The organism is Dyadobacter soli, assembly GCF_900101885.1.
GTDB lineage: Bacteria > Bacteroidota > Bacteroidia > Cytophagales > Spirosomataceae > Dyadobacter > Dyadobacter soli.
This window is the reverse complement of record NZ_FNAN01000010.1, coordinates 118,993-144,168: the sequence shown is the minus strand read 5'-3', so window position 1 is coordinate 144,168 and position 25,176 is coordinate 118,993. Positions and strand designations below refer to the sequence as shown.

Sequence of the window (25,176 nt, the reverse complement as noted above, 5' to 3'; positions counted from 1 at the left end):
CAAAGGCTAGCCACAAATCAAATAGTACCATTCTTTTAAATTGTATAAAACTTTTAATTAATACCAATAGTAACGCCCTTTCGATACTTCTCCTGCAAATCGACAAAAAACGGCCGGCAAACCCCTTCTGTGCCGGTAGTTGCATTATATTTGAGTTTCGATCATAAACTTACCTCATGGAAAAACCCGTTCACAAGCTATTCCTTCTGGACGCTATGGCCTTGATTTACAGGGCGCATTTCGCGTTCATCAAGGCGCCGCGCATCACTTCAAAGGGACTGAATACCAGCGCCGTTTTCGGCTTCACCAACACACTGCTCGAAGTACTGCAAAAAGAGAAACCAACCCATATCGGCGTTGCATTCGACACCGCCGCGCCTACTTTCCGCCATGTGCAGTTCGAGGCTTACAAGGCCCAGCGCGAGGCACAGCCGGAAGATATTACCGTGGCGATCCCGCTCGTGAAGCGGCTGCTACGCGGCATGTGCATCCCCATTCTCGAACTCGATGGCTACGAGGCCGACGACATTATCGGTACCATTGCCAAGGAAGCGTCGCGGGAAGGCTTCGAGGTTTTCATGATGACGCCCGACAAGGATTACGGGCAATTGGTCGAACAATACGTGCACATTTACAAGCCCGCATTTCTCGGTAAGGGTGCCGAAGTGCTGGGCGTCCAGGAAATACTCGACCGCTGGCAGATCCAGCGCATCGACCAGGTGATCGACATCCTCGGACTCATGGGCGACGCCGTCGATAACATTCCCGGCATTCCCGGTGTGGGCGAAAAAACGGCCCAAAAACTCATTCAGGAGTACGACACGATCGAAAATATCATTACCCACGCCGACGAGATCAAAGGTAAACTCGGCGAAAAGATCCGCGAGAACTTCGATAAGGCCGTGCTCAGCAAGCAGCTTGCAACGATCGATTGCAAAGTGCCTGTGCCGTTCGACGCAGAAGACCTCACCGTTTGCTCACCCAATGCGGAACTGATCGCGGAACTCTTCGACGAACTTGAATTTAAAACCTTAAAAACCCGTGTACTGGGTGCAGGCTCGGCCGGATCGTCGGGAGCCCCTGCTCCGGGCGGACGTGCGGCGCAAGCACGCAAATCCCCCCAGGGACAGCTGGATATTTTCGGCAATCCAACGGAAGAGATCGGAAAGCAACCGGCGGTCGTGAGCGGCGACCTGGCCGATGGCGAACTCACCGAAGATACCGAGGGAATCACCATCCCGACGTCGAAAAAGACCATTGCGAATACATTCCATCGCTATCACACCGTGGATACGCCGGAGCTGATGACCAGCCTTGCGCATTACCTGGGCTTGCAGGAAGCATTCTGCTTCGATACCGAAACTACGTCACTGGATACCACCGACGCCGAGCTCGTGGGGCTTTCGTTCTCCTACCTGGCTGGCGAGGCATTCTACATTCCCGTGCCCGCAGACCGCGAAAAAGCGCAGGAAATCGTCGAGCATTTTCGGGGTGTTTTCGAGAATGAAAACATTGAAAAAATCGGTCAGAACATCAAGTACGACTTGCTGGTGCTGAAAAACTACGGTATCGAAGTTCACGGCAAACTGAGCGACACCATGCTCGCGCATTACCTGCTGCAACCGGACAAGCGCCACGGAATGGACATCCTGGCGGCTTCCTACCTGAACTACGAGCCGGTGTCGATCACCGAACTGATCGGCAAAAAGGGCGGAAAACAGGGCAATATGCGCGACGTGGCGATCCCGGAGATCACGCAATATGCGGGCGAGGATGCCGACATTACCTTCCAGCTCAATACGATTTTCAGCCGCGAACTACCGAAAGTGAATGCGGCGAAGCTTTTCAATGAGGTTGAAATGCCTTTGACCAAGGTACTTGCGTCAATGGAAAATACCGGCGTACGGCTGGATATCAATGCATTGAAAGAAATGTCGGCCGTGCTGGAATCCGACCTCCGCCTGACCGAATCGGAGATTTACGAAGCTGCCGGCCAGTCGTTCAATATCAGCTCGCCGAAGCAATTGGGAGAAATCCTTTTTGAGAAAATGAAGCTGATCGAAAAGCCGAAAAAGACCAAAACCGGACAATATGCTACCGGCGAGGAAATTCTTTCGGACCTGGAAGCCAATCACCTCATTGCCCGTAAAATACTGGATTACCGCGAGTTACAGAAGCTCAAATCGACTTACGTGGACGCATTGCCGACGATGGTAAACAGCCGTACCGGTCGCATTCATACGTCGTATAACCAGGCAGTTGCGGCAACGGGACGTTTGAGCTCCACCAACCCCAACCTGCAAAACATTCCGATCCGCACGCCGCGCGGCCGCGAGATCCGCAAGGCATTCGTGCCGGATAACAGTGATTATCAGATACTTTCCGCGGATTACTCGCAGATCGAGCTGCGCATTATGGCGGCATTCAGCGGCGATGCGAGTATGACCGAGGCATTCAACCAGGGCCGCGATATTCACGCTACTACTGCGAGCAAGGTGTTTGCCGTGCCGTTGGAGGAAGTCACTTCTGATATGCGCCGGAAGTCCAAAATGGTCAATTTCGGGATCATTTATGGCATTTCGGCATTCGGTCTCGCGCAGCGCCTGGGCATTCCGCGCGGGGAAGCAAGCGAGATCATCCGGGCCTATTTCGAGGAATTCCCGGCTGTGAAGGGTTATATGGACAAGGTAGTAAACGACGCCCGCGAACGCGAATATGTAGAAACGATCCTGGGCCGACGCCGCTACCTGCCGGATATCAACTCCCGCAACCAGACCAACCGCGGCTATGCCGAACGTAACGCCATTAACGCCCCGATCCAGGGCTCCGCGGCGGATATGATCAAGGTAGCGATGATCAACATCCACGACTGGATGGCCAGCGAAAAGCTTAAATCACGCATGATCCTCCAAGTGCATGACGAATTGGTCTTCGACGCACACCTCAGCGAGATCGACTTGTTGAAAGAAAAAGTAGATGAACTAATGCGCAATGCAATCCCGATGGCCGTGCGAATGGATACAGGGATCGGCGTTGGGGCGAATTGGTTGGAGGCGCATTAAAAGGAAGGAAAGGGAGGATGGAGGAAAGGGAGGAAGAAAAATAGGGAATACAAAAAACAAGAAGGGGAAGAAAGAGCGGATTAAATCCTCCCTTTCCTCCCCTTCCTCCATCCTCCTTTCCTCCCTTCCTCCCTACTTAGCCACCCAAGTACGCGTATTCAAATCATCCGTTCCTTGGCGTTTCACCGCTTCTTCGCGGTTTGCGCCGTTGAGCGACTGTTCGGACAATGGGTAAATGAAGCGCACCGGTACGCGGTTCTGGTTCAGGTTATCGGGGCCGGGTTTGATTTCGGGCATTCCCGTGCGGCGCCAGTCGAACCAGGCTTCCAGGCCGTTGAAATAATAGGAAATCCATTTCTGCAAGGCAATTTTGGCGAGTTTTTCCGCGCTCGTGCCCGTGTAAGCCACCCCTGACTGCGTGTAGTACGAAGCGTCTGGCGTTACGTTGATGCCGTACGACGACGGTACCACGCTTTTCCAGTATTCGAAGTTACTCTGAACGCCTTTGGTGTAATAACCTTCGGCTGTGCCGGCGGTGATCCAGCCTTTTTCACGCGCTTCGGCGAGGATAAACTGTAATTCCGAGTAGTTCATCAGGATTCCGCGTGGTGCCGAAGGATCTGGCGGCGCCTGGCCGGGATCGTTGCACACGAGGCATGCGAACGTGTAACCTACGCGCGAAACACCCTGAGGACCACCGTTGTAGTTCAGTGCAGGCACATCGCCCAGGCCATTCGGAACACCTTCGATAACGGGCTTGCCAGCGGTTACCGACGATTGCGAAGGGCGGCCAAAAACCGTCAGACGAGGGTCTTTCAATGCCGTAAGGCGGTCGCTCAGCGTCTTGCTCACACGGAATTCATCGAACGAACCAACGCGTGAATCGTACATCCTCCATTGGTTAGGCGCAGAGGCGAGGTATTTCAGCTCCGCATTGTCCTGATTTCCTTCGAAAATCGGATTTTTGGCAGGATCGGCGAGTATCGCCTGCATTTCCGCTTTCACGTCCTTCTGCTTCGAAATACGCATCAGGTAACGCAGGCGCAGCGAATTGGCCAGTTTCCGCCATTTGATGAGCGAACCGGTACCACCGCCGAACAGGATGTCACCTGAAACCGCCGTTGAGCTTTTGGAAAGGATGTCGTTGGCGGTCGCGAGATCTGCCAGCACACCTGCGTAAACGCTCTCCTGCGTGTCGTATTTGGGCAAATACACGCCGTCTGTCTTGCCTTTGGTCGCCTCGGTGTAAGGAATATCGCCGTAAGCGTCGGTAGCCAGCGCGAACATCCACGATTTCAGGATCAGCGCAATGCCTTTGTAGCCGTTGGCGTCGTCGGTACCCACCTGGTCGAGGATGTTTTTGACATTACGCATATTACTGTACACGTTATCCCAGACGCCGTTCTGCTGGCCCCACAGGTAACGGTCCTCGTTCACGAACTGGATCTTGGCGTGGTGCTGCACCACGATGTTGCCGATCCCCCAGGCGTCGCTCACCTGGCTGTTGATCATGTTCCGGATCACACCAGCCAGCAAAAGGTCGGGCGTGACGTCGTTCGGTACGTTGTTATTGGTATTGATCTCTTCAAAATCATTGGTACATGACCCCGCCGAAAGCGTCAGCGCAGCCATGAGGTATATCGGAAGTAGCTTTTTCATTGTTCTCCAATTGAAATTTTACAGTTTGAAACTTACATTGAAACCATAGCTGCGGCTCGAAGGGATCGACATGTATTCGATGCCCGGCAATGCGGTTCCGCCATTGTAAGCCATTGTTTCAGGGTCCACGTGCGGTACATCCGACCACAATGCGAGGTTACGTCCAACCAGGGAAACCGTGATGTTCTTGATCGGTGACCGGCCGAGAATGCGGTTAGGGATCGAGTAGCTCACCTGTACTTCACGCAGTTTCACGAATGAAGCGTCATACATTGTACCTTCGGCAATGTTACGGCCGCCGGTGAATGCGGTATGCCACGCGCGGGCAGTCAGTTTCACGTCGTTTTTGGTGAAAGAACCATCCGCATTCTGGATCACGCCATCGCCGATCACCCCGTTGCCCGGTTTGCTCAGGTCATAGCCGTCGGCACGTCCTTCGAGGGTTTCTTTGATGATACCGCCCTCACGGCCAACTACTTGTGTTTCAGAAAAAATCTTTCCGCCATGACGAACGTCGAACAGGAAGCTCAATTTCACATTCTTGTAGTTGAACTGGTTGGAGATACCTGCAAGCCAGTCGGGATTATAGTTACCCATTTTCTGAACGTTGGTGGTAGGCACCGGGCGACCGTCTTTGTAAACGATCTGGCCTACATTCTGGCCTGTCGCGTCGTAGTAAGGAGCCGAAGCATTGGTGTTTTGCACGCGTGCGAATGCGATCCCGTACATATCACCCATACGCTCGCCTACGCGTGCCTCGATGCTCACGCCCTTGCTCGCCATTACGAAGTTGGTAATGCCGTCGGAAAGTTCGAGTACCTTGCTGCGGTTGGCCGAGAAGTTGATACCCACATTCCATTTGAAATCATTGACTTCCACCGGTGTTACGTTCAGCATGGTTTCAAAACCCCAGTTTTTGATCTCACCCGCGTTGAAGAAACGGCCATTGTAGCCGGTCGTCTGCGAAAGCGGGATTTGCAGGATCTGGTTTTTGGTTTTGCTTTGATAGAATGTAAAATCCAGCCCTACCCGGTTCTTGAAAAAACGCAGATCCGCGCCCAGTTCATAAGCTGTACTGATCTCCGGTTTTAGGCTCAGGTTGGCCAGACGGTCGGTTTCTCCGTAAATCTGCGAGCTTCCGTAAGGCGTGCTCGGATTGTAGGCCTGCGTGAATGTAAACGGATCGGTATCGTTACCCACCTGCGCGAAGCTGGCGCGGAGTTTGGCAAAGGAAATCACTTCCGGCAGCTTGGTCATATCGCTCACTACGGCGCTCAAAGCCACCGAAGGATAGAAATACGAATTGTTTTCGGTACCGAACGCTTTCAGCGCTGTCGGGAGCGTCAATGCGCTACTCCAGTCGTTACGCGCCGTGACGTCGAGGAACAGGTAATTGCGGAACGAAACCGACGCGGAGCCGTACAAGCTGTTGATGCGCTTGCCAACTTTACTTTGCGAGGCTACGAGCGCAATGCGGGAGTTGGTGAGGTTATAAATGCCCGGCAGGTTGAGCTGGCCCGCATTCTCTTCATCGTAGATCGAGCTCTGGCGGTTCTGGTTACCGCCGAATGTCGCCGAAATGTTGATGTCCTTGCTGACATCCTTGTTGAACGACAACAGGAAATCGCTGTTACGCTCTTCGGTATTGATCTTCGTTTCGCGGAACTGACCGAACGGGAAACGCTGCGTGCTGAATGCGCGGCGGTATTCGCGGCGCTCGTTGCCCCAGTCGGTGGCGGTACGCACTTGCAGGCTCAGCCAGTCGGTGAAATCGTATTTCAGGATCACGTTACCGATAATGCGGTTGACGTCCTGCCCGTTGGTGTTTTCAAAAACCGTCAGGTAAGGGTTATCGTGGTAGTTGTAGTTCCAGCCAAACTGCCGCTGTCCTTCCAGTCCGTTCATCCATAAACGTTTCATATCCGAAACATCTACCGAACGCGGCAGCCAGCAGTTGAAGAGGTACATAATGCTCTCCGTGCCGTAGCTGATCGACGGGCGGTTACCGCTCGCGCTTTTGATATAACTCACGAATGTCTTCGCCGAAAACTTCTTGGTAAGGTTGTAACCTGCACTCAATGAGACGGTATGGCGTTTGAGATCGGTGTTTGGCACGATACCCGTCTGGTCGAGGTTGGTATACGATAGGCGGAAATTACCCTGGTCGTTGTTACCGATCAACGCGACGTTGTTCGTCAAGGTGCGGCCCGTTTGGAGGAAGTCCTTCAAACCGTTTTCATCCGGAACCCAGGGAGTCGGTGTGATCACACTTCCTGCCGGCGCATTCAGGTCACCGCCGAGGTAAGGGATTGGCTGGCCGTTCAATGTGCGTGGCGAGTTGTACTGCGGATAGAGCTGACCCTTAAATTCGGGCCCCCAGCCTTCGTCGGTACCGTCCGTGAGACCACCCCCGGCACCATTCACGAATGCAAAATCGCCGCCGTTACCGTTGCCCTGGCCATATTTGTTTTGATATTCAGGCAGTTTCAATGCACGTTCGAAAGTAGTGTTGCTGTTTACCTCCACGCCGATGCCCTTGTTACCCTTGCCCGATTTGGTCGTGATGAGGATCACCCCGTTCGCCGCTCTCGAACCGTACAAAGCCGCCGCGGCAGGCCCTTTCAGTACGCTCATGGTTTCCACGTCGTCCGGGTTAATAAAACTCGCGCCATTTCCGAAATCGACTTCGAGGTTACCCTGGCCCGAACCGCCCGTAATGGAGTTGCTGATAGGCACCCCGTCGATCACGTACAGCGGCTGGTTTTTGTTCAAATCCACCGAACGTTCACCCCGGATCGTAACCCGCGCCGAGCCGCCGATACCCGACGGGCTCCCTACGACCGTCACACCGGCCACTTTACCGGCCAACTGGTTCACAATGTTGGTTTCTCGTGCCGTAACAATGCTCTCGCCTTTCAGCTCCTGCACCGCGTAGCCGAGTTTACGGACGTCCTTTTTGATACCGAGGGCGGTTACCACCACCTCCGAAAGTTGTTTGGAATCGGCAAAAAGCGTCACATCGGCAACCGCACGGCCGCCGACCGTCACTTCATGCGAAACATAGCCCAGGAACGAGAATGTCAGTACGGAGCTGGCGCCCTTTACCGAGATCTGGTACTTACCGTCCGAATCGGTCACAGTACCATTGTTAGTACCTTTTTCGATGACGCTCACACCAGCGAGGGGTGCTTTGTCATCGTTGGAGATCACCTGCCCGGTAACGACCGACTGCGCAACGCCCGCGTGGCAGTAAAGCAGCCCCGTGAGCATGAGCCCCGTGTACGCGCTTCTTCTGAAAATACTCAGCCGGAAGCATAAGTAAAATTTTTTGATCATGAGCACTTGGTTATTTAGGTGAGAAAAGAATGGAATAGGCAAAATACGCCTTACAAAGCGCAAAAATCCGGTTAAATACAGTCTGTTATGTTAAGTATTTATTAACATACTATAAACAAATCCCGGCTGTGGAGTTACATCCCGGAGGGCCGGTAACGACTATTGATCAATGCTTGAAAATCTCACTACTAATGGCTTCCGCTACCTCCTTCACACGCGCGCCGCGAATGCGCACCCAAAATGGTATTCCCTTAAATGTACAAAATCAGATTCACAAAAAATGCAACCGATTGTTACCTTATTTAGCTGTATTTAAACCGCTTACACGCAACAAGGACAACAAAAGCTACAAAAAGCTGCTGTAATTTTGAAATAGTACAGAAAAATCTTTGATGAGGACTATTGAAGGTTAAATACTTTGGAATACAGATACGTAAGGCAGTCCCTTTCAAACAGTCATACATCAACCCTCGCCGCTATACGCCGGAAAGCACAAATTCATCATTGGTAAACTTTTCCAAAAGCCTTAAAACGCTTCAAAAAATTCATACTATTTCCGGATATAATGGTAAAAAAATGCCGAACTTCGCTGTTTAATTGTAAACAATACACTTAATCGATTCCAATGCATCAATTGTTTCAGAAAGTCTCCCTGCTGTTGCTGGCTTGTCCGGTGATGGTACTGGGCCAGACATCGAAGGGAAATTATTCTCCGCTTCCCCTCAAAGACCTCAGCGCATTTGAAAGCGCCGCCCCGAACTGGTCGATACAAGGTGGCATTGCCATACACCCGTCGGGCGCATCGAAGCCCAAAACACTGGCAGGTGACGGCGTACTGATCGGAGATGCCGGGACGGTGCTCACCACGAAACTGAAAGCAAGCGACCTACGGCTCTACATCGAGTTCAACGTGTCGCCCGGCGCCGAGGGCAACATTATACTTCCCGGCGGGCAAAAGGTGAAAATCTCCGACAGCAGCAAACAAAAGACTGCGGACGCATCCACTTCCGGGTATGTCGGCCAGTTCCCCAGCCAGAATGCCGCCAAATCGGCCGGGCTTTGGCAGACGCTCGAAATTTCCTATGACGCATCCGTACAACACATTCCTAACTCCGCCCGCCTGAACACGCTTTCGCTAAACGGCGTGACAGTGCTCGAAACAGTTTATCTTCCTAATTCCAAAGCCGCAGGCGACGGTCAGCCCATCGCATTCGAGGTTACCAAAGGCAGTATCGCGTTCCGCAACGTGGGCTACCAGCTCCTTGCTAATCGCAAGCCACTGTCGATCAGCAATTTGAATTACAAAGTATATGGCGATAAATGGGATGCCAAAGAATATAGCAAGCTGGATCACGAAGGTCAGTCGCCTGTGCTAACGCAGGAAGTGACCAACGGTATGCGTGAGTTTCACCTGGTTTACGAGGGAGACATCGACGCTACCGAGGCCGGCGACTATATTTTCACCACCATTTACTCGGGTCCTGTTCTGTCGGTTGATATCGATGGCAGAAATGTGGTATCGTCCGGCGAGGCTACTTCGCAGGAAACGCACACAGGCGCCGTAAACCTGACGCAAGGCAAGCACAAGTTTAAAATCTACTACTCGCGCTTCCCATGGCGCCAGCCTGCATTGGGGCTGCGTGTAGAGAAGTCGGGTGTGCGCCCGTACGACCTGCACGCGCTGTCGTCCCTGCCCGAGCCCGAACCGAAGCCCTACATCAGCGTAACGCCCGAAATGCGTCCCGAAATGGTACGCTCGTTCATCCTGCTGGACAATGAAAAGTACAAGCGCACGCATTGTATCTCGGTAGGCAGCCCCGACGGATGGAACTACACCGTCGATCTCAACCGCGGCGCATTGGTACAGGCATGGCGCGGACAGTTTGCCGACGTTACCGAAATGTGGTACGAACGCGGCGAGCCGCAACTCCTCTTCCCCGCAGGATTGAAAGTGCATGTTTCCGGCCGCAGCAGCGTGGCCTTGCTCGACAATGCAAATGCAACCTGGCCCGATTCTTCCAATATCAATTTCCTCGGTTATAAAATCGACCCGAAAGGCTACCCGGTTTTCCGGTACGCCATCGGCTCGGCTACGGTAAGCGACGAACTGGTATCCGGCGGCAACAGCCTTTCGCGCACATTCCGCGTGGATGGGACGCCATCAGGCTCGCTGTACTCGCTGCTCGCAAGCGGCAAGCAAATCACCGAAATAGAGAAAGGACTTTACCAGATCGACGACCGATATTATGTGCAGGTGGATAAAAAAGCCAAAGCGGTGGTACGTCCGGCTGGCGAAATGAAGGAGCTCATCCTTCCCGTTTCCAATGCGACCAGCTACTCCATGTTTTGGTAAAAACCTCATTATCTGAATAGTATCAATGAAAAATATTCTTTTAACTACCCTGATTACCGCCGGCTGTGCCAGTGCATTCGCACAGCAGAAGCCCAATAAAATCGATGATTACTACCGCATTATCACCATTCCCATTCCCGAAAACATCAAAATGGAAATCGGTGGTATGCAAGTCCTGCCCGACGGCCGCCTGGCTACCTCCACGCGCCGCGGCGAAGTGTGGATGATCGGTAACCCGTACCTGAAAGGGGATGGAAAACCTTCGTTCCACCGTTTCGCAACGGGCCTGCACGAGCCGCTGGGGTTGTATTACCGCGGCAAAGACTTCCTGGTGTCGCAGCGCGGCGAGGTTACCCGTCTCGAAGACACCGACAATGACGGCGTAGCAGACGTGTACGACTCGTTTTCACGCTGGCCATTGTCCGGCAACTACCACCAGTATTCCTACGGCCCGGTGCCGATGCCGAACGGCGAAATGCTGGTCACCCTCAACCTCGACTGGGTAGGCCGCGGTGCCAGCCAATCGAAATGGCGCGGATGGATGCTCAAACTCGGCCAGGACGGCAAGCTGACGCCCTGGGCCACCGGCTTGCGCTCCCCTTCCGGCTTCGGATCGTACAAGGGCGATATTTTTTACACTGAAAACCAGGGCGACTGGGTGGGTTCGGGCCGCATGACGCACCTTGAAAAGGGTGATTTCGCGGGTAACCCGGCTGGCTTGCGTTGGAGCAAAGAGGAAGGATCGCCGGTGAAACTGACGCCGGAAGATGTTCCGAATACCGGTGAACCGCTTTATGACGTAGCGAAAAAAGTCCCCGGCCTGAAACCGCCTGCTGTATGGTTCCCGCACACATTGGTGGGTATCTCGACGTCCGATTTCAAGGAAGACGTTACCCACGGCGCATTCGGGCCCTTTACCGGGCAAATGTTCGTGGGCGACCAGGGACACAGCATTATCACCCGTGTAGACCTCGAAAAAGTGAATGGCGTGTGGCAGGGAACCGTTTTCCCCTTCCGCGAAGGTTTCATGTCGGGTATCCTCCGTATGGAATGGGGCCTGGATGGCTCGATGTTCGTAGGCCAGACCAGCCGCGGATGGTCGGCAACGGGTAAGTCTGAATTTGGTATTCAAAGACTCGTGTGGACCGGTAAAATGCCATTCGAAATGAAGACTGTACGCTCGACGCCGGATGGTTTTGAAATCACATTCACCAGCCCAGTCGATAAAAAAGCAGCTGCTGAGCAGGATGCATACAAAATGAACAGCTTCACCTACCGCTACCACCGCACCTACGGCAGCCCGATCATCAATACACAAGAAGTGCCGTTGAAAGGCATTATCGTGTCGGAAGACGGCCTTCGCGTACGTCTGGTGGTCGATCCCGCGGCATTGCGCAAAGGTTACATCCACGAAATCAAAGCCGAGGGTGTAAAATCGCCGGACGGCAATAACCTGCTGCATTCAACCGGCTATTATACATTGAATGAAATCGCCGGTGGACAGGCCGCCAACGCGTCGCAATTCACTACCACTGTGAAAGCAACGGCGGCAATGGACCACAGCGCACATGGCGCTGCCTCAGGATCGGCAACGCCCGAAACTACCGCAAGCACGGCTACATCGGCCAAACGCGTCACCGACATGCCTGCCAGCTGGACCAACGGACCTGATCAGGTGGTTACCATAGGAACTGTGCCCGGTTTGAAATTCGATATTTCCGAAATCCAGGTGAAGGCGGGCAGCAAAATCAAAGTCGTGTTCAACAACAACGACGATATGCTGCATAACCTCGTCATCACCAAGCCCGGCGCTGCCAATGCCGTGGGCGAAGCCGGTCTGAACCTCGGTTTGAAAGGTACTGAACTGAATTATGTGCCCAAAACGAACGACGTGCTCTTCCATACCAACATCGTCGAACCCGAAAAGTCGGAAGCGATCTATTTCGTAGCACCAAAACAGGCCGGCACCTACCAGTACGTCTGCACTTTTCCCGGCCACTACTCGCTGATGCAGGGGAAACTGAAAGTGGTGAAGTAACGGCGCATTCGTGCGCTTCCCGTGGGGGCGGTGTTTCGCCGCTCCCTTTTGATTTCCCCGACATTCCGAACGCTGAATAATTACCGTCAATTCACAAGGAGAATGCCGCCATAGGCCGCTTTGATTGGTATAATTCATTGATTTAATACAACATTGCCGTTACATCAAGGATTTGATTCAGGAAGAAAACATATCTAATGCCAATGACCTGAATATCAGGCTCTGGCAGCGGTTCAAAGCCGGCGACGCGGAGGCGCTCGGGCAACTCGCCCAAACGCATTACCGGGCGTTGTACAACTACGCCACCAAGTTCTCCTCCGACCCCGATTTCATCCGCGACTCTATCCAGGAACTCTACCTCGAACTCTGGGAGCGCCGCAATTTTCTCTCCGAAACCGCATTCGTCAAATCCTACCTACTCAAAGCGCTGCGCCACAAGCTCATCAAAGAGAGCATCCGCCTCAAACGCTTCCACGAACCGCAAGTCGCCATTTTCGACACCGACCCCTCGGACCCGTCCATCGAAACCAATATCATCGAAGCCGAGCACATCCGCTTTCAGAACGGCCACCTCAAACGCATCATTTCCCTGCTCTCCAAACGCCAGCAGGAGATCATCTACCTCCGCTTCTACCAAAACCTCGACAACGAAGACATCGCCAGCGTCATGGGACTGGGCCGCCAAAGCGTCTCTAACCTGCTCTACCGGACGTTGAAGGAGATCAAGGAGATCTGGGCACCGGCGGAGTTTTTTTGGGTGTTTGTCTTGATGATGTTGTGAAATGGCCAAATGGCGCGAAGGTCACCTTCGTGCATGTTATTCGCAGGCCTCCGGCCGGGATCTAAGGCACAAACGATACCAGAACCATTTTGCATTACTGACCGGCCAGAGGCCTGCAAATAGTACACTCAAATCAAGAGATTTGCGCGAGCGGTTCGGCATCGCTATATGATACTTTTAATAATTTTAAAACAATATAGACTTTTTAAACTAATTATACATCTAATACTTTTTATAAATATCTACCTTTTAAAACATTTCTCCCTTTCCTCCCCTGCCTCCTCCCCTTCCTCCCACTATTCCCCCTTTCCCCTCCCTTCTATAACTTTTCAAAATTTTTTTTGACTTTTTTGGTTATAACTGCCTTCCAAACCGACATACCATTTCAAAGAGCCTGCTAACGCTCCAAGACGTATGTTTTTGTTTTACCGATGAGCTTACACCGAATCTTTACCGTGGAGGAACTGGCGACTGACGAATCGTTTCGTCAGTGGGTGATGGCGCCTACCCCGGAACTCGACCGATACTGGCGGCAATGGCTGCAAGAAAATCCCGACCGGGCAGGCATCGCGGCGCGGGCACGGGAGCTCGTACTGGCCGTGCACGAACTTTACAAGGATGATCTTTCTGATGAAATGCTGCGGCATGAGGTTACTGAGATCACGCGCATTGCCGAAGAGCGGAAAGCGGAAGAACGTGTTCCGTTCTACCATAGGGCGATATGGCGGGCGGCTGCGGTGCTGGTGCTCACCGGCGGGCTGAGCTGGCTGTACTATACCTCCCATAGCAATGCACCGGCGGCCGGAAAAAAGACTGAGATCACGCTGGAAAGCGAAATGCTTGTCCAAACCAACCGGAGTGAGGTAGAAATAACGGTGCTACTGAGCGACAACAGCGTGGCTACGCTTGCGAAAGGCAGCAGCATCCAATATCCCCGGCAATTCTCAGGGAACGAGCGGCGCGTCTACCTTACCGGCGAGGCGTTTTTTGATGTGGCCAGGAACCCCGAACAGCCATTCCTGGTCTACACGAGCGAAACAGTAACCAAGGTCCTCGGAACGAGCTTCCGCATCAAAGCATTTGAAGGCGATAATACCGAAATGGTGGCCGTTAAAACGGGTCGGGTGTCGGTGTATGCCAAGAAAGAATACGAAACCTCGCAAGGGACTAAACCGGCAGGCGTGATCCTGAACCCGAACCAGCAGGTGGTGTTCAACCGCCGGGATAACAAACTGGAAAAGGCGATGATGGCCAATCCGGTGCTGCTGACGGAATCGGCGGTGCAAAAAGAGCAGGTGTTCGACGACAAGCCGGTGACAGAGGCGTTCGATGCGCTGGGTAAGGCTTACGGGATCAGCATCGTGTACCAGCCCGAAACGCTTTCCAACTGCGTGATCAGCGCGCAGTTTAGCGAAGAAAATCTGAAACAACGATTGAATGCAATTTGCCAGGCGATTGGTGCCGGCTATGATATGGAGAATGGTCGCGTTGTGATCAGTTCCAAAGGTTGTAATTAATGTATCTAAACCCTTTTCAGGACTAAAATCAACTACCATTAATCCCAGATTTGCCTATGAGATACAATTGACTCTGCTCCCCTTTGAATGATAAAGAGCCAGTGATGATTGCGCCATCACCGGCCCTGCGCCTCCCCTCGCCCGGACTGGAATCTGCGGCGATACAGGAGCATTTTGTCCCATCATTTCAATACTGAACAAAACTTTCAAAAGTATGAAAAAACACCGACATCTATCCCGGCTACTTTACAGGGCTATGAGAATATCACTTTACCAAGTATTAATTGCCCTAATCTTCGCTACTGTGTCAGCAGCTGGCACCGTCGGGGCACAGGATATTCTGAACCAGAAGATCACGATACAGGTTAGTAACCTGGAAATGAAGGCCGTACTGAGCAAACTTAACAAGCTGACACAGTTGCGTTTCACGTACAGCTCTTCACTGATCAAATCGCAGCGCAAGGTATCCATCAACGCGGTAGACAAGCCGCTGGGCGACATCCTGGACGATCTGCTCAAACCTGCCAATATCACGTACAAAATTGAGGGTAAGCAGGTTGTACTCATCAAAAACATGGCCGAACCCGGCAGCGCATTGCCCGAAATGCTCCGCGACCAAAGCAACATCGACCGGAACATTACCGGCAAGGTAACCGACGAAAAGGGTGCTCCCCTGCCCGGTGTCAGCATTGTGGTGAAAGGCACGAAAGCGGGTACTGCTTCGGATACCGAGGGTGCATTCCAGTTGAGCGTCCCCGACGCGGGCGGTACGCTCGTGTTCTCGTACGTGGGCTACACACCTCAGGAGATACCGTTGGGTAATCAGTCGAATTATGACATTTCCATGACGCCCGACGTCCGTAACCTCGAAATGGTGGTCGTAACGGCATTGGGTATCAAGCGCGATGCGAAGAAGCTGGGCTACTCGACGGCGACTGTCAATACCGAAGAGCTAACCACCAACCGCACGACCAACCTCGGTAACAGTTTGCAAGGCAAAGTAGCCGGTTTGAACGTAACACCGCCTGCGAGTGGGCCGGGTGGTTCTACCAAGATCCGTATCCGCGGCCAGTCGTCTTTTGGGGGTAATAACTCGCCTCTCATCATCGTAAACGGCATTCCGATCAACAACAGCAGCGTTTCGGCGGGCGGTTCGAGCGGAAACGGCACCGGTAACCCCACGGGCGGCTCTTCCGATGCAGGTGATGGTTTGCAAAGCATTAACCAGGACGATATTGAGTCGATGACAGTGCTGAAAGGCGCAGCGGCGGCGGCATTGTATGGCTTCCGTGCCAAAGACGGGGCGATCATTATCACTACCAAAAGCGGCAGCAAAACAACCGGCATCGGTGTAGAACTGAACTCGAATTTCCAGGCACAGGAAGCATTGGATTACACGGATTTCCAGTATGAATACGGCCAGGGAGAGTTTGGAAAACGCCCTACCAATGTCGGCGAAGCGCAAAGCTCCGGCGTTTTTGCATTTGGAGAGAAGTTCGACGGCGCTATGACGCCCCAGTTTGACGGCAGCATGCAGCCTTACGTGGCCCACAAGGACCGTATCAAAAAGTTTTACCGCACAGGAACCAGTTTTACCAATTCAGTTGCATTATCAGGCGGCAATGAAAAAGGAAATTTCCGCCTCTCTTTTGCGAATACCGATGCCAATGCGATCATGCCGAATTCGGCTTATCATAAAAAAATCTTCAACCTCGGGTTGAATTACAAGTTTACCAAAAAGCTTTCCGCGCAACTGAACGCAAACTATTCCAACGAATACAACAAGAACCCGCCGCAGATCGGTATCCAGGACATGAATGCGAACACCACCATTTATACCCTGGCCACCAGCATCGACACCGACTGGCTCAAAAACCGCAAGGACGCCAACGGCAACGAAATGCCCCTGGCCCGTTTCACCAACCGTAACAACCCTTACTGGGTCGCTTACGACCGCTTCGAAAACGTGCGCCGCGACCGGATTTTTGGTAATACTTCCGTGCGGTACGATTTCACCGACTGGCTGTTCGTGCAAGGTCGGATCGGCCAGGATTACTACACCCGGCCGTACAATTATAACCGTCCGACGGGAACGCGTTCGATCGGTGCCGTAGCAACCGGTTTCAATGGTTATTATTACCAGGACGTGTCCACTTTCCGCGAGCGTAACATGGACATCCTCATCGGTGCCAACAAATCGTTCGGCGATTTCGGCATCGATATTACATTGGGAGGCAACCAGATGTTGCAGGTAAGCGACAACGTGTCGACTGCCGTGACCAACTTCTACGTGCGCGACCTCTACACGATCGCCAACGGCCAGGTCAAGAACCCGAATTACGGTTACAGCAAGAAGAAGGTGAATTCCATTTACGGATCGGCGGAGTTTTCTTTCAAAAACTTCCTGTTTGTGAATGTAACAGGCCGCAATGACTGGTTCTCTACATTGAACCCGCAGTCCAACAGCTACTTGTACCCATCCGTGAGCGGAAGCTTCGTATTCAGCCAGGCATTCAACAATGCACCCGAATGGCTCACTTATGGTAAACTTCGGGCTGCATACGCGGAAGTGGGTGGCGATACCGACCCTTATTCGAACAACTTGTACTACGGAATCAATGCCAACCCGTTCAACGGAACAGCATTGGGCAACCTGCCTTCCACTGTGGCGCCTAATGCGAACCTGAGGCCATTGAAAGTGAAAGAAACGGAAGTAGGCCTCGAATTGAAAACCTTCGACGCCCGTTTGAACCTCGATCTTTCAGTTTACCGCAAAAACACCGTGGACGAAATCCTGAACGTGGATATTTCAAATACTTCGGGTTTCAGCCAGACGAAGGTGAATGTGGGCAAGCTTCGGAACCAGGGTATCGAGTTTTTGCTGACCGTCGTGCCGGTGCGCAACGACAATTTCACCTGGGAAACCAGCTTTAACGGAAGTTATAACAAAAGCAAGGTGATCGAGCTGGCGGCTGGTCCTCCGCCGCAACCGCGCTTCGATGTGGGTACGGGTGAATTCTTCGGGATCGTCTCGCACGAGGTGGGCAAGCCGCTGGCGTCGCTGCGGGGTTTTGATTACAAAAGAGACGCGCAAGGCCGCATTATCACTTCGGGCGGGTTGTTCCAGCAAGGTAACCTCACCACTTTCGGCAGCGCCATCCCTACGTGGGTCGGTGCGTGGGTGAACACATTCAATGTGAAAGGCATCCGTATCGGCACGCAGATCGACTTTAAGGCGGGTAACAAAATCCTTTCCAACTCCAACCTGAACTTCCTGCGCGAGGGTATTTCAAAACCGTCGCTGGTAGGCCGGGACGGCGGTGTGTTGTTCGACGGCGTTACGGCCGAGGGCACGCCTAACACGACCCGCGTAGAAGCACAGCAGTTTTACACGCAATACCGCAGTACCAACCTCGCGACGCCTTTCGTGTACAATGGTGCATTTGTGCGTTGGAGAAACATTTCGGTGAGCTACGACCTGTCGCGTTTCGTGCGGGACAACACCTTTATCAAAGGCCTGAGCGTGTCGCTGATGTGCAACAATGTGCTGATGATCAAGAAGTATATCGATAACCTCGATCCCGAAGCAGCCGTATCCGCCTCTGATAACCTACAAGGTATCGAAACGCACACGCTGCCTACGACGAGAAGTTACGGGATTAATTTGAACGTGAAGTTGTGAGTTGGACGGCCGACCGCCGACCGCTGACCGCTGACCGGCGAGGGAATAACGGAGAAAAGGGAGGAAGGAGGAAGGGGAAAATTCACTCGTCGCACCGGCGACCCGGTCACAATTCAATCATTCAATCATTCAGTCATTCAATCATTAAATTATGAAGCGATTATTCATATATGCCGCAACGCTCGCATTGCTTGCAGGCGCCAGTTCCTGCGATAGCGGGTTCGAGGAAGTTAATAAAAACCCGGTGCTCGCGACGAGCATCGATCCGATCTACCTGTTCTCGAATGCCGAATTCTCCTCGGCTATCGCGACGCAGAATTACCAGTTGCAGATCGTGCAGCAGATCAACACACCCTACACCGGTGTACTCGAAGGCGGTAACCACAATGCATTGTCCGACCCGAACTCGAATGCGAATTTCAACTCGCTGTACCTGCAAAACGGCCCGGTAAACCTGCTCACAACCGTGATCGCGCAGACGAAGGACCTTCCGGCGCGCAGCAATCTGTACAACATGTCGCGCATCTGGAAAGCGTACGTATTTATGGTTTTGGTCGATACTTACGGGGATGTGCCCTATTTCCAGGCTGGAAAGGGCTTTTTGGAACAAATTAACCTGCCTAAATACGACGATCAGAAGGCTATTTACGATGACATCCTGAAAGAGTTGTCGGAAGGTACCAAGGGCCTCGACGCCGCCAAGCCTATCGAAGCAGGTGATCTGTTTTTCAAAGGGAACATCGCACAGTGGAAGAAGCTCGGTAACTCGCTGCTCCTACGCGCCGCAATGCGTTACTCCAAAATCGACCAGGCGAAGGCGAAACAATATGTAGCCGTCGCGACCGATGCCGCAAACGGCGGTTTGCAGAGCGCTAATGCCGACAATGCCCTGATCGCATTCAACAGTACATTCAACCACCCGCTGGCCAACTATTTCCAGGGTACCGAGCGGGGCAATGTGTACCTGGGCGCGGCATTTGTTTCGTCTTTGAAAACCACTGCCGATCCTCGTTTGCGCGTAATCTCGGTGAAATATGAAACACCGGGTAACCCCATCGCCACCGCCGGCGCGGAAGATACCAACCCGGCCAACCAGGAAGGCATGCCGTACGGATACAACGAATCGACGATCGCCAATGCGCCGGGCTTCCCGGGCAAGATCGGTTCCGCATTCAAATATTCGCAGATCAACCGTCGTACCCTCGGCAAGATCGACGCGCCGGAGTTCTTCATTACTTATTCCCAGACCTCGCTTTTGCTGGCGGAAGCCGTGCAAAGGGGCTGGGCAACCGGTGATGTGAAAGCATTGTACGAGGCCGGCGTGAAGGCGCATATGGCGCAGATGGCTAGTTATGACGTGTCGGCGACGATCCCCGATGCCAGCCAGACCGCCTACCTGACCGCCAACCCGTTTGTTCCGGCCAAAGCATTGCAGCAGATCAACGAGCAGTACTGGATCTCCTCCTTCCTGAACGGCTCCGAGGCCTGGGCAAACTTCCGCAGATCCGGCTTCCCGGCATTACCGGTGAATACTTATCCGGGTAAAGACCCTTCCGTGAAAGACTTTATCAAAAGGCTGGTGTACCCCGTCCGTGAACGCTCCGTAAACGAGGCCAACTACAATGAGGCCGTCGCAAGAATGGGCCCTGACGAGCTTGGAACACCTGTTTTTTGGGATAAATAATTAATCAATACCAACCCTTAATTGTTTTTTTATGCTTAAACAAACCTTGCTTGCGGGAGCGTTTGTGCTGGGGAGCGTCGCTTCCTACGCACAGGCGATCTCGCCAACTCCCGATCAGATTAAAGCCTACACTTCCGGCTGGAAAGGCGAACGGATGCCAGACGGCCGCCCCAAGGTGTCCGACGCGATCCTGGCCCGCCTGAAAAACATTTCGATGGAAGAAGCCTGGGGCGTGCTGCGCAACAAAGGTTACCACAACCAGTTTGAAGGCGAATGGCAGCTGATCCACAACGACAGCACCATGACCGGCCGCGTGGTGACGGCGCAATACATGCCCGCCCGCCCCGATTTGCAGGATCTGGTGAAGGAAACCGGTAAAAAAGAAGGCCGCGTGCAAACCGGCGGTACCAACTCCTGGCCGATCGACGTGCTGAAAGAAGGCGATGTGTACGTGGCCGACGGCTACGGCAAAATCGCCGACGGTACGCTCATCGGCGACAACCTGGGCAACTCCATTTATGCCAAATCCAAGCGCGGGGTGATCTTTTACGGCTCGGTACGCGATGTGGAAGGTCTGAGCGAGATCAAAGGTTTCAATGCCTGGATCAAAGGGCAGGACCCCTCGTACATCCAGCAAATGATGCTCACGAACATCAACACGCCGATCCGCATCGGCAGAGCGGTGGTGCTTCCGGGAGACGTGGTACTAGCCAAAAAATACGGTACGATCTTCATCCCGGCGCATTTGGTGGAAGATTTGGTGATTACCTCCGAGGTAACCGCGTTGCGCGATGAATTCGGTCACCTGCGCCTCCGCGAGGGCAAATACACGCCCGGAGAAATCGATACCAAATGGTCGGACGCGATCCAGAAGGATTTTCTGAACTGGGTAAATAACTATCCGGGCAAACTGCCGATGACCAAGAAGGAGCTGGACGATTATTTGAAGGAGAGGAATTATTGACCGCCGACCGATGACCGCCGACCGCCGACCTCTTGATTGCGATCACTATGCAGATGACCATGGACCATGGGTCCTCTGTCATCTCACAACCCATCGGCGGTCAGCGGTCGGCCGTCGGCGGTCAAAAAAAAGCTTAGCATGGTCAATCGTCTATCGTCAATGGTTCCAATGCTGCAAGTCATCTCACAACCCTCGGCGGTCAGCGGTCGGCCGTCGGCGGTCAAAAAAACTAACGTTACTAAACTCAAAATCCAACATGAAAAACATCTTAAAGCAGATCATTGAGTCGAATAAACAAGTAGAAAGCGCCGAAAAAGCGGCGGCAGCGGCGGAAATCGCTAATCCAACTACCAAAGACAGCCGCCGGAACTTCCTGCGCAAAACGGCTGTCGGCGGGATTGCATTGGGCGGTTTTATGTCGATGTCGACGGAGGATACCATTGCGCAGGCCACTTCCAAGGTAAGCCGCGCCTCGAAGCCTTCGGAATTGAAGATCACCGACTTGCGGTATTGCATTGTGCAGAACGTGGGCCGGACGCCCATTATCCGTATCGATACCAACCAGGGCATTTACGGCCTCGGCGAGGTGCGCGACGGCGCCGACGAGCGGTATGCATTGTTCCTGAAAAGCCATTTGCTGGGTCAAAATCCATGCAACGTGGAGCAGTTGTTCAAATCGATCAAGCAGTTTGGTTACCATGGACGCCAGGCTGGCGGCGTTTGCGGGGTGGAAATGGCGCTTTGGGACCTTTGCGGAAAAGCCTACGGCGTGCCTTGCTGGCAGCTGCTGGGAGGCCGGTACCGCGACAAGGTTCGCTTGTACGCGGATACGCCCGAGTCGAACGATATCAACGAGTTTAAGCAAAAAATCAAATACCGCACCCAGGACCAGGGTTATACCTGGCTGAAAATGGATATTTCCATCGGTATGCTGCGGAATAGCGAAGGCGGCGTGGTAAACAACAAATTCTGGGGCGGCGGCTTCTCGCAATGGGCGGGTGATTATCATTCCTATGCCAATACCAAACACCCTTTCACGGCGATCCAGATCACCCCGAAAGGATTGGACGAAATGGCGAAAGTAGTGGAAGAGGTGCGTGGCGTGGTAGGTTATGAAATACCGCTTTCTTCCGACCACTACGGCCATTTTGACCTTAACAATGGCATCCGCCTCGGAAAAGCGCTCGACAAATACCGCCTTGCATGGTTCGAGGATATGGTACCCTGGGAGTACACCGACCAGTGGAAAACCATTTCCGACGCATTGGAAACGCCGACGCTGACCGGCGAGGACATTTACCTCAAAGAAGGTTTCAAAGCATTGATCGAGCAGCGTGCGGTGGACATCGTACACCCCGACCTCGCTTCGTCGGGCGGCTTGCTGGAAACGAAACGCATCGGCGACTATGCCGAAGACCACGGCATTGCGATGGCGATGCACTTCGCAGGCACTCCGGTGAGTTTCATGGCCAACGTGCATTGCGCCGCCGCTACGCAGAACTTCCTCGCATTGGAACACCACTCGGTGGATGTGCCATGGTGGGAAAGCCTCGTGAAAACCACCGACGGCCGCAAGCTCATCGACAAAGGCTACGCGCCTGTGCCGCTGGAAGCGCCGGGCCTTGGTATCGAGCTGGTCGACGAGGAGGTGAAGAAGCATTTGCATCCGAAGGATAAATCCTTCTTCGCACCGACGCCCGACTGGAACGAAAAACGTTCGCACGACCGGTTGTGGAGCTAGGTTTTTGAAAAATGGTAGGGCGTAAAGTCCTACCATTTTTCGCCTTATTTCAGTATTTTGCGCGCTTCACTCTCAACTGTACTGATGAAGAATATTCGCAACGTACTCTTTTACTGCATTACCATCGGAGTTTTCGCCGCCCTGCTCTACTTCTTTATCCGCCAGGGCACATTCCTCGAAAAAGCCGGCCAGATTCCTCAAAAAGCGCAAAACATCTCTTCCTGGGAGCAATTTACAGACACCTTCGGGCACAACCTCACCCACCCGCTCGCCACGCTCCTCGCCCAAATCGTCACCATTATCATAGTTGCCCGGCTCTTCGGCTGGATTTGCAAAGCCATCCGCCAGCCGACGGTGATCGGCGAGATCGCAGCGGGGATTTTCCTGGGGCCATCGGTGCTCGGAATGTTCTACCCCGAGGTTTCGGCATTTATTTTCCCAAAAACTTCACTCAGTAACTTACAGTTTCTCAGTCAGATTGGACTAATCCTCTTCATGTTCATCATCGGAATGGAGCTGGACCTGAAAGTACTAAAAACCAAAGCGCAGGAAGCGATCGTGATCAGTCATGCGAGCATTATCCTGCCATTTGCACTCGGTGTGGGGCTGGCATTGTATATGTACACCGAGTTTGCACCGGCAGGCATCAGCTTCCTCTCGTTCGCGCTTTTCACCGGCATTGCATTGAGTATCACGGCATTCCCCGTACTCGCTCGCATTGTACAAGAGCGCGGGCTCTCCCGAACGCGCCTGGGCATGATGGTGATCACCTGCGCCGCCACCGACGACATTACCGCCTGGTGCATCCTCGCCGCCGTGATCGCGATTGTGAAAGCAGGTGAATTTATGAGCGCGATCTACACGATCATACTTTCCGTCGCCTACGTTTTGCTGATGCTGCAAGTGGTAAAACCCATGCTCAAACGCCTGGGCGACCATTATGCCTACCGAGAAGGGCTTACCAAGCCAGTGGTGGCGATATTCTTCCTGGTATTGCTCGTTTCTTCCTATCTCACGGAAGTAATCGGCATCCACGCGCTTTTCGGGGCGTTTATGGCCGGGGTAATCATGCCCGCCAACCAGCGTTTCCGTAATATATTCATTGAAAAAGTAGAGGACGTCGCGCTGGTACTGCTATTGCCGCTGTTCTTTGTTTTTACAGGTTTAAGAACACAAATAGGTCTGCTGAACGATCCGCATTTGTGGTCTGTAACCGGGCTCATCATCGCAGCGGCGGTATTCGGAAAGTTCTTTGGAAGCACGGTGGCGGCCCTTTTCATGAAGCAATCGTGGCGCGACAGCCTCATCATTGGCTCCCTTATGAACACCCGCGGGCTGGTGGAACTGGTGGTACTTAACATCGGGTACGATATCGGCGTGCTCTCGCCCGAAATTTTCACGATGATGGTGATCATGGCCCTCGCAACCACCTGTATGACAGGCCCGGCGCTCGATCTGATCGACAAATTCCTTCCCGCGCCGAAAGAAGACCTGAACCTGATACACGAGCCCTCGCGCTTTTCTATCCTGATCGCGTTCGCAAGCCCGCAAGGCGGACGTAAAATGCTTCGCGTGGCCGATAAGCTCGCTTCCAGAGAACCCGATGAACAGAATATCACCGCATTGCACCTTTCGCCGAGCAGCTATCTCAACCAGGTGAATACGGAAGAATACCAGTACGAAACTTTCCGGCCGATCAATGAAGAGGCCCGTGAGCTCAATACTACTTTTACGTCGCTCTTCAAACCATCGCAGAGCATCGAGCACGACATTATCGAAACCGCCAACGACGGCGAGTTTGATATGCTCCTGATCGGGATCGGCAAGTCGGTTTTTGAAGGTACTTTTTTGGGCAAAATATTGGGCTTCACCTCCAAGTTCGTAAGCCGCGAGCGCCTGCTCGACACCATTACCGGTAAGGAAAAGCTCTTCCATTCCGACGTGTTCGACGAGCGGACGACGCATATTATCCGCTCTGTGAAAGTGCCCGTTGGCATTCTGATCGAGAAAAATCTCGAACAGGTAAGGCACGTTTTCATGCCGCTTTTCACGCCGGAAGATCGTCGCCTGCTCACTTTCGCCGAGCGCCTTTCTGCTGTACACGGGCTGCAAATGACGATCATGGACCCGTCGCAGGCCGTAAGCCAGCACGTGGAAACCGGCGTTGCATTGGGTGCATTGCAGGAAAGATCACCTGAAAATGTGAATATGCTGTATGAAAATGTCCTCGAAAAAGACTTTCTGCAAAGCCAGGACCTGATGGTGATCAGCCTCGAAAGCTGGATCAAAGCCGTGGAATCGCACAGTGTATGGCTATCCAACTCTCCTTCCGTGCTTATCATACGGAGCTGATATTCAG

General features: G+C 53.1%; 12 protein-coding genes. 10 read left to right on the top strand and 2 right to left on the bottom strand.

Annotated features, from left to right (window positions below):
• The first annotated feature begins 176 nt into the window (after window positions 1-176).
• Entirely contained in the window at window positions 177-3,062 is a 2,886-nt protein-coding gene (gene polA, locus BLQ88_RS17600) for a DNA polymerase I (RefSeq protein ID WP_090152743.1), read from the top strand.
• A 132-nt stretch (window positions 3,063-3,194) separates the two neighbouring features.
• Here polA and BLQ88_RS17595 read toward each other — a convergent pair whose 3' ends face one another.
• A complete protein-coding gene (locus BLQ88_RS17595; RefSeq protein WP_090152741.1) occupies window positions 3,195-4,721 on the bottom strand; it encodes a SusD/RagB family nutrient-binding outer membrane lipoprotein in 1,527 nt (508 codons plus the stop codon).
• Window positions 4,722-4,739: 18 nt separating this feature from the next.
• Window positions 4,740-8,057, bottom strand: coding sequence for a SusC/RagA family TonB-linked outer membrane protein (locus BLQ88_RS17590; RefSeq protein ID WP_090152739.1), 3,318 nt, complete (start codon window positions 8,055-8,057; stop codon window positions 4,740-4,742).
• Window positions 8,058-8,682: 625 nt separating this feature from the next.
• Here BLQ88_RS17590 and BLQ88_RS17580 point away from each other — a divergent pair.
• From BLQ88_RS17580 to BLQ88_RS17540, 9 genes are all read left to right on the top strand, one after another.
• Window positions 8,683-10,410 carry a 3-keto-alpha-glucoside-1,2-lyase-like domain-containing protein gene (locus BLQ88_RS17580; RefSeq protein ID WP_090152733.1) on the top strand — a complete coding sequence of 576 codons (1,728 nt, stop codon included), beginning with the start codon at window positions 8,683-8,685 and terminating at the stop codon, window positions 10,408-10,410.
• 25 nt (window positions 10,411-10,435) lie between these two features.
• The gene (locus BLQ88_RS17575; protein WP_090152728.1) at window positions 10,436-12,448 is read left to right on the top strand and encodes a plastocyanin/azurin family copper-binding protein; all 2,013 of its coding nucleotides are present in this window, start codon (window positions 10,436-10,438) and stop codon (window positions 12,446-12,448) included.
• Window positions 12,449-12,620: 172 nt separating this feature from the next.
• On the top strand, window positions 12,621-13,229 hold the full coding sequence (locus BLQ88_RS17570) for an RNA polymerase sigma factor (RefSeq protein ID WP_090152725.1): 609 nt from the start codon (window positions 12,621-12,623) through the stop codon (window positions 13,227-13,229).
• A 431-nt stretch (window positions 13,230-13,660) separates the two neighbouring features.
• A complete protein-coding gene (locus BLQ88_RS17565) occupies window positions 13,661-14,746 on the top strand; it encodes a FecR family protein (protein ID WP_090152723.1) in 1,086 nt (361 codons plus the stop codon).
• Window positions 14,747-15,050: 304 nt separating this feature from the next.
• A complete protein-coding gene (locus BLQ88_RS17560; protein WP_229212728.1) occupies window positions 15,051-18,428 on the top strand; it encodes a SusC/RagA family TonB-linked outer membrane protein in 3,378 nt (1,125 codons plus the stop codon).
• Window positions 18,429-18,579: 151 nt separating this feature from the next.
• Entirely contained in the window at window positions 18,580-20,112 is a 1,533-nt protein-coding gene (locus BLQ88_RS17555) for a SusD/RagB family nutrient-binding outer membrane lipoprotein (protein WP_090152718.1), read from the top strand.
• A gap of 31 nt (window positions 20,113-20,143) precedes the next feature.
• Window positions 20,144-21,076, top strand: a complete 933-nt coding sequence (locus BLQ88_RS17550; protein ID WP_090152715.1) for an RraA family protein — start codon at window positions 20,144-20,146, stop codon at window positions 21,074-21,076.
• A 256-nt stretch (window positions 21,077-21,332) separates the two neighbouring features.
• Window positions 21,333-22,817, top strand: coding sequence for a mandelate racemase/muconate lactonizing enzyme family protein (locus BLQ88_RS17545; RefSeq protein WP_090152712.1), 1,485 nt, complete (start codon window positions 21,333-21,335; stop codon window positions 22,815-22,817).
• Between the two features lie 84 nt (window positions 22,818-22,901).
• Complete coding sequence (locus tag BLQ88_RS17540; RefSeq protein ID WP_090152709.1) at window positions 22,902-25,169, top strand: cation:proton antiporter; 2,268 nt, start codon at window positions 22,902-22,904, stop codon at window positions 25,167-25,169.
• The last annotated feature ends 7 nt before the right edge of the window (window positions 25,170-25,176 follow it).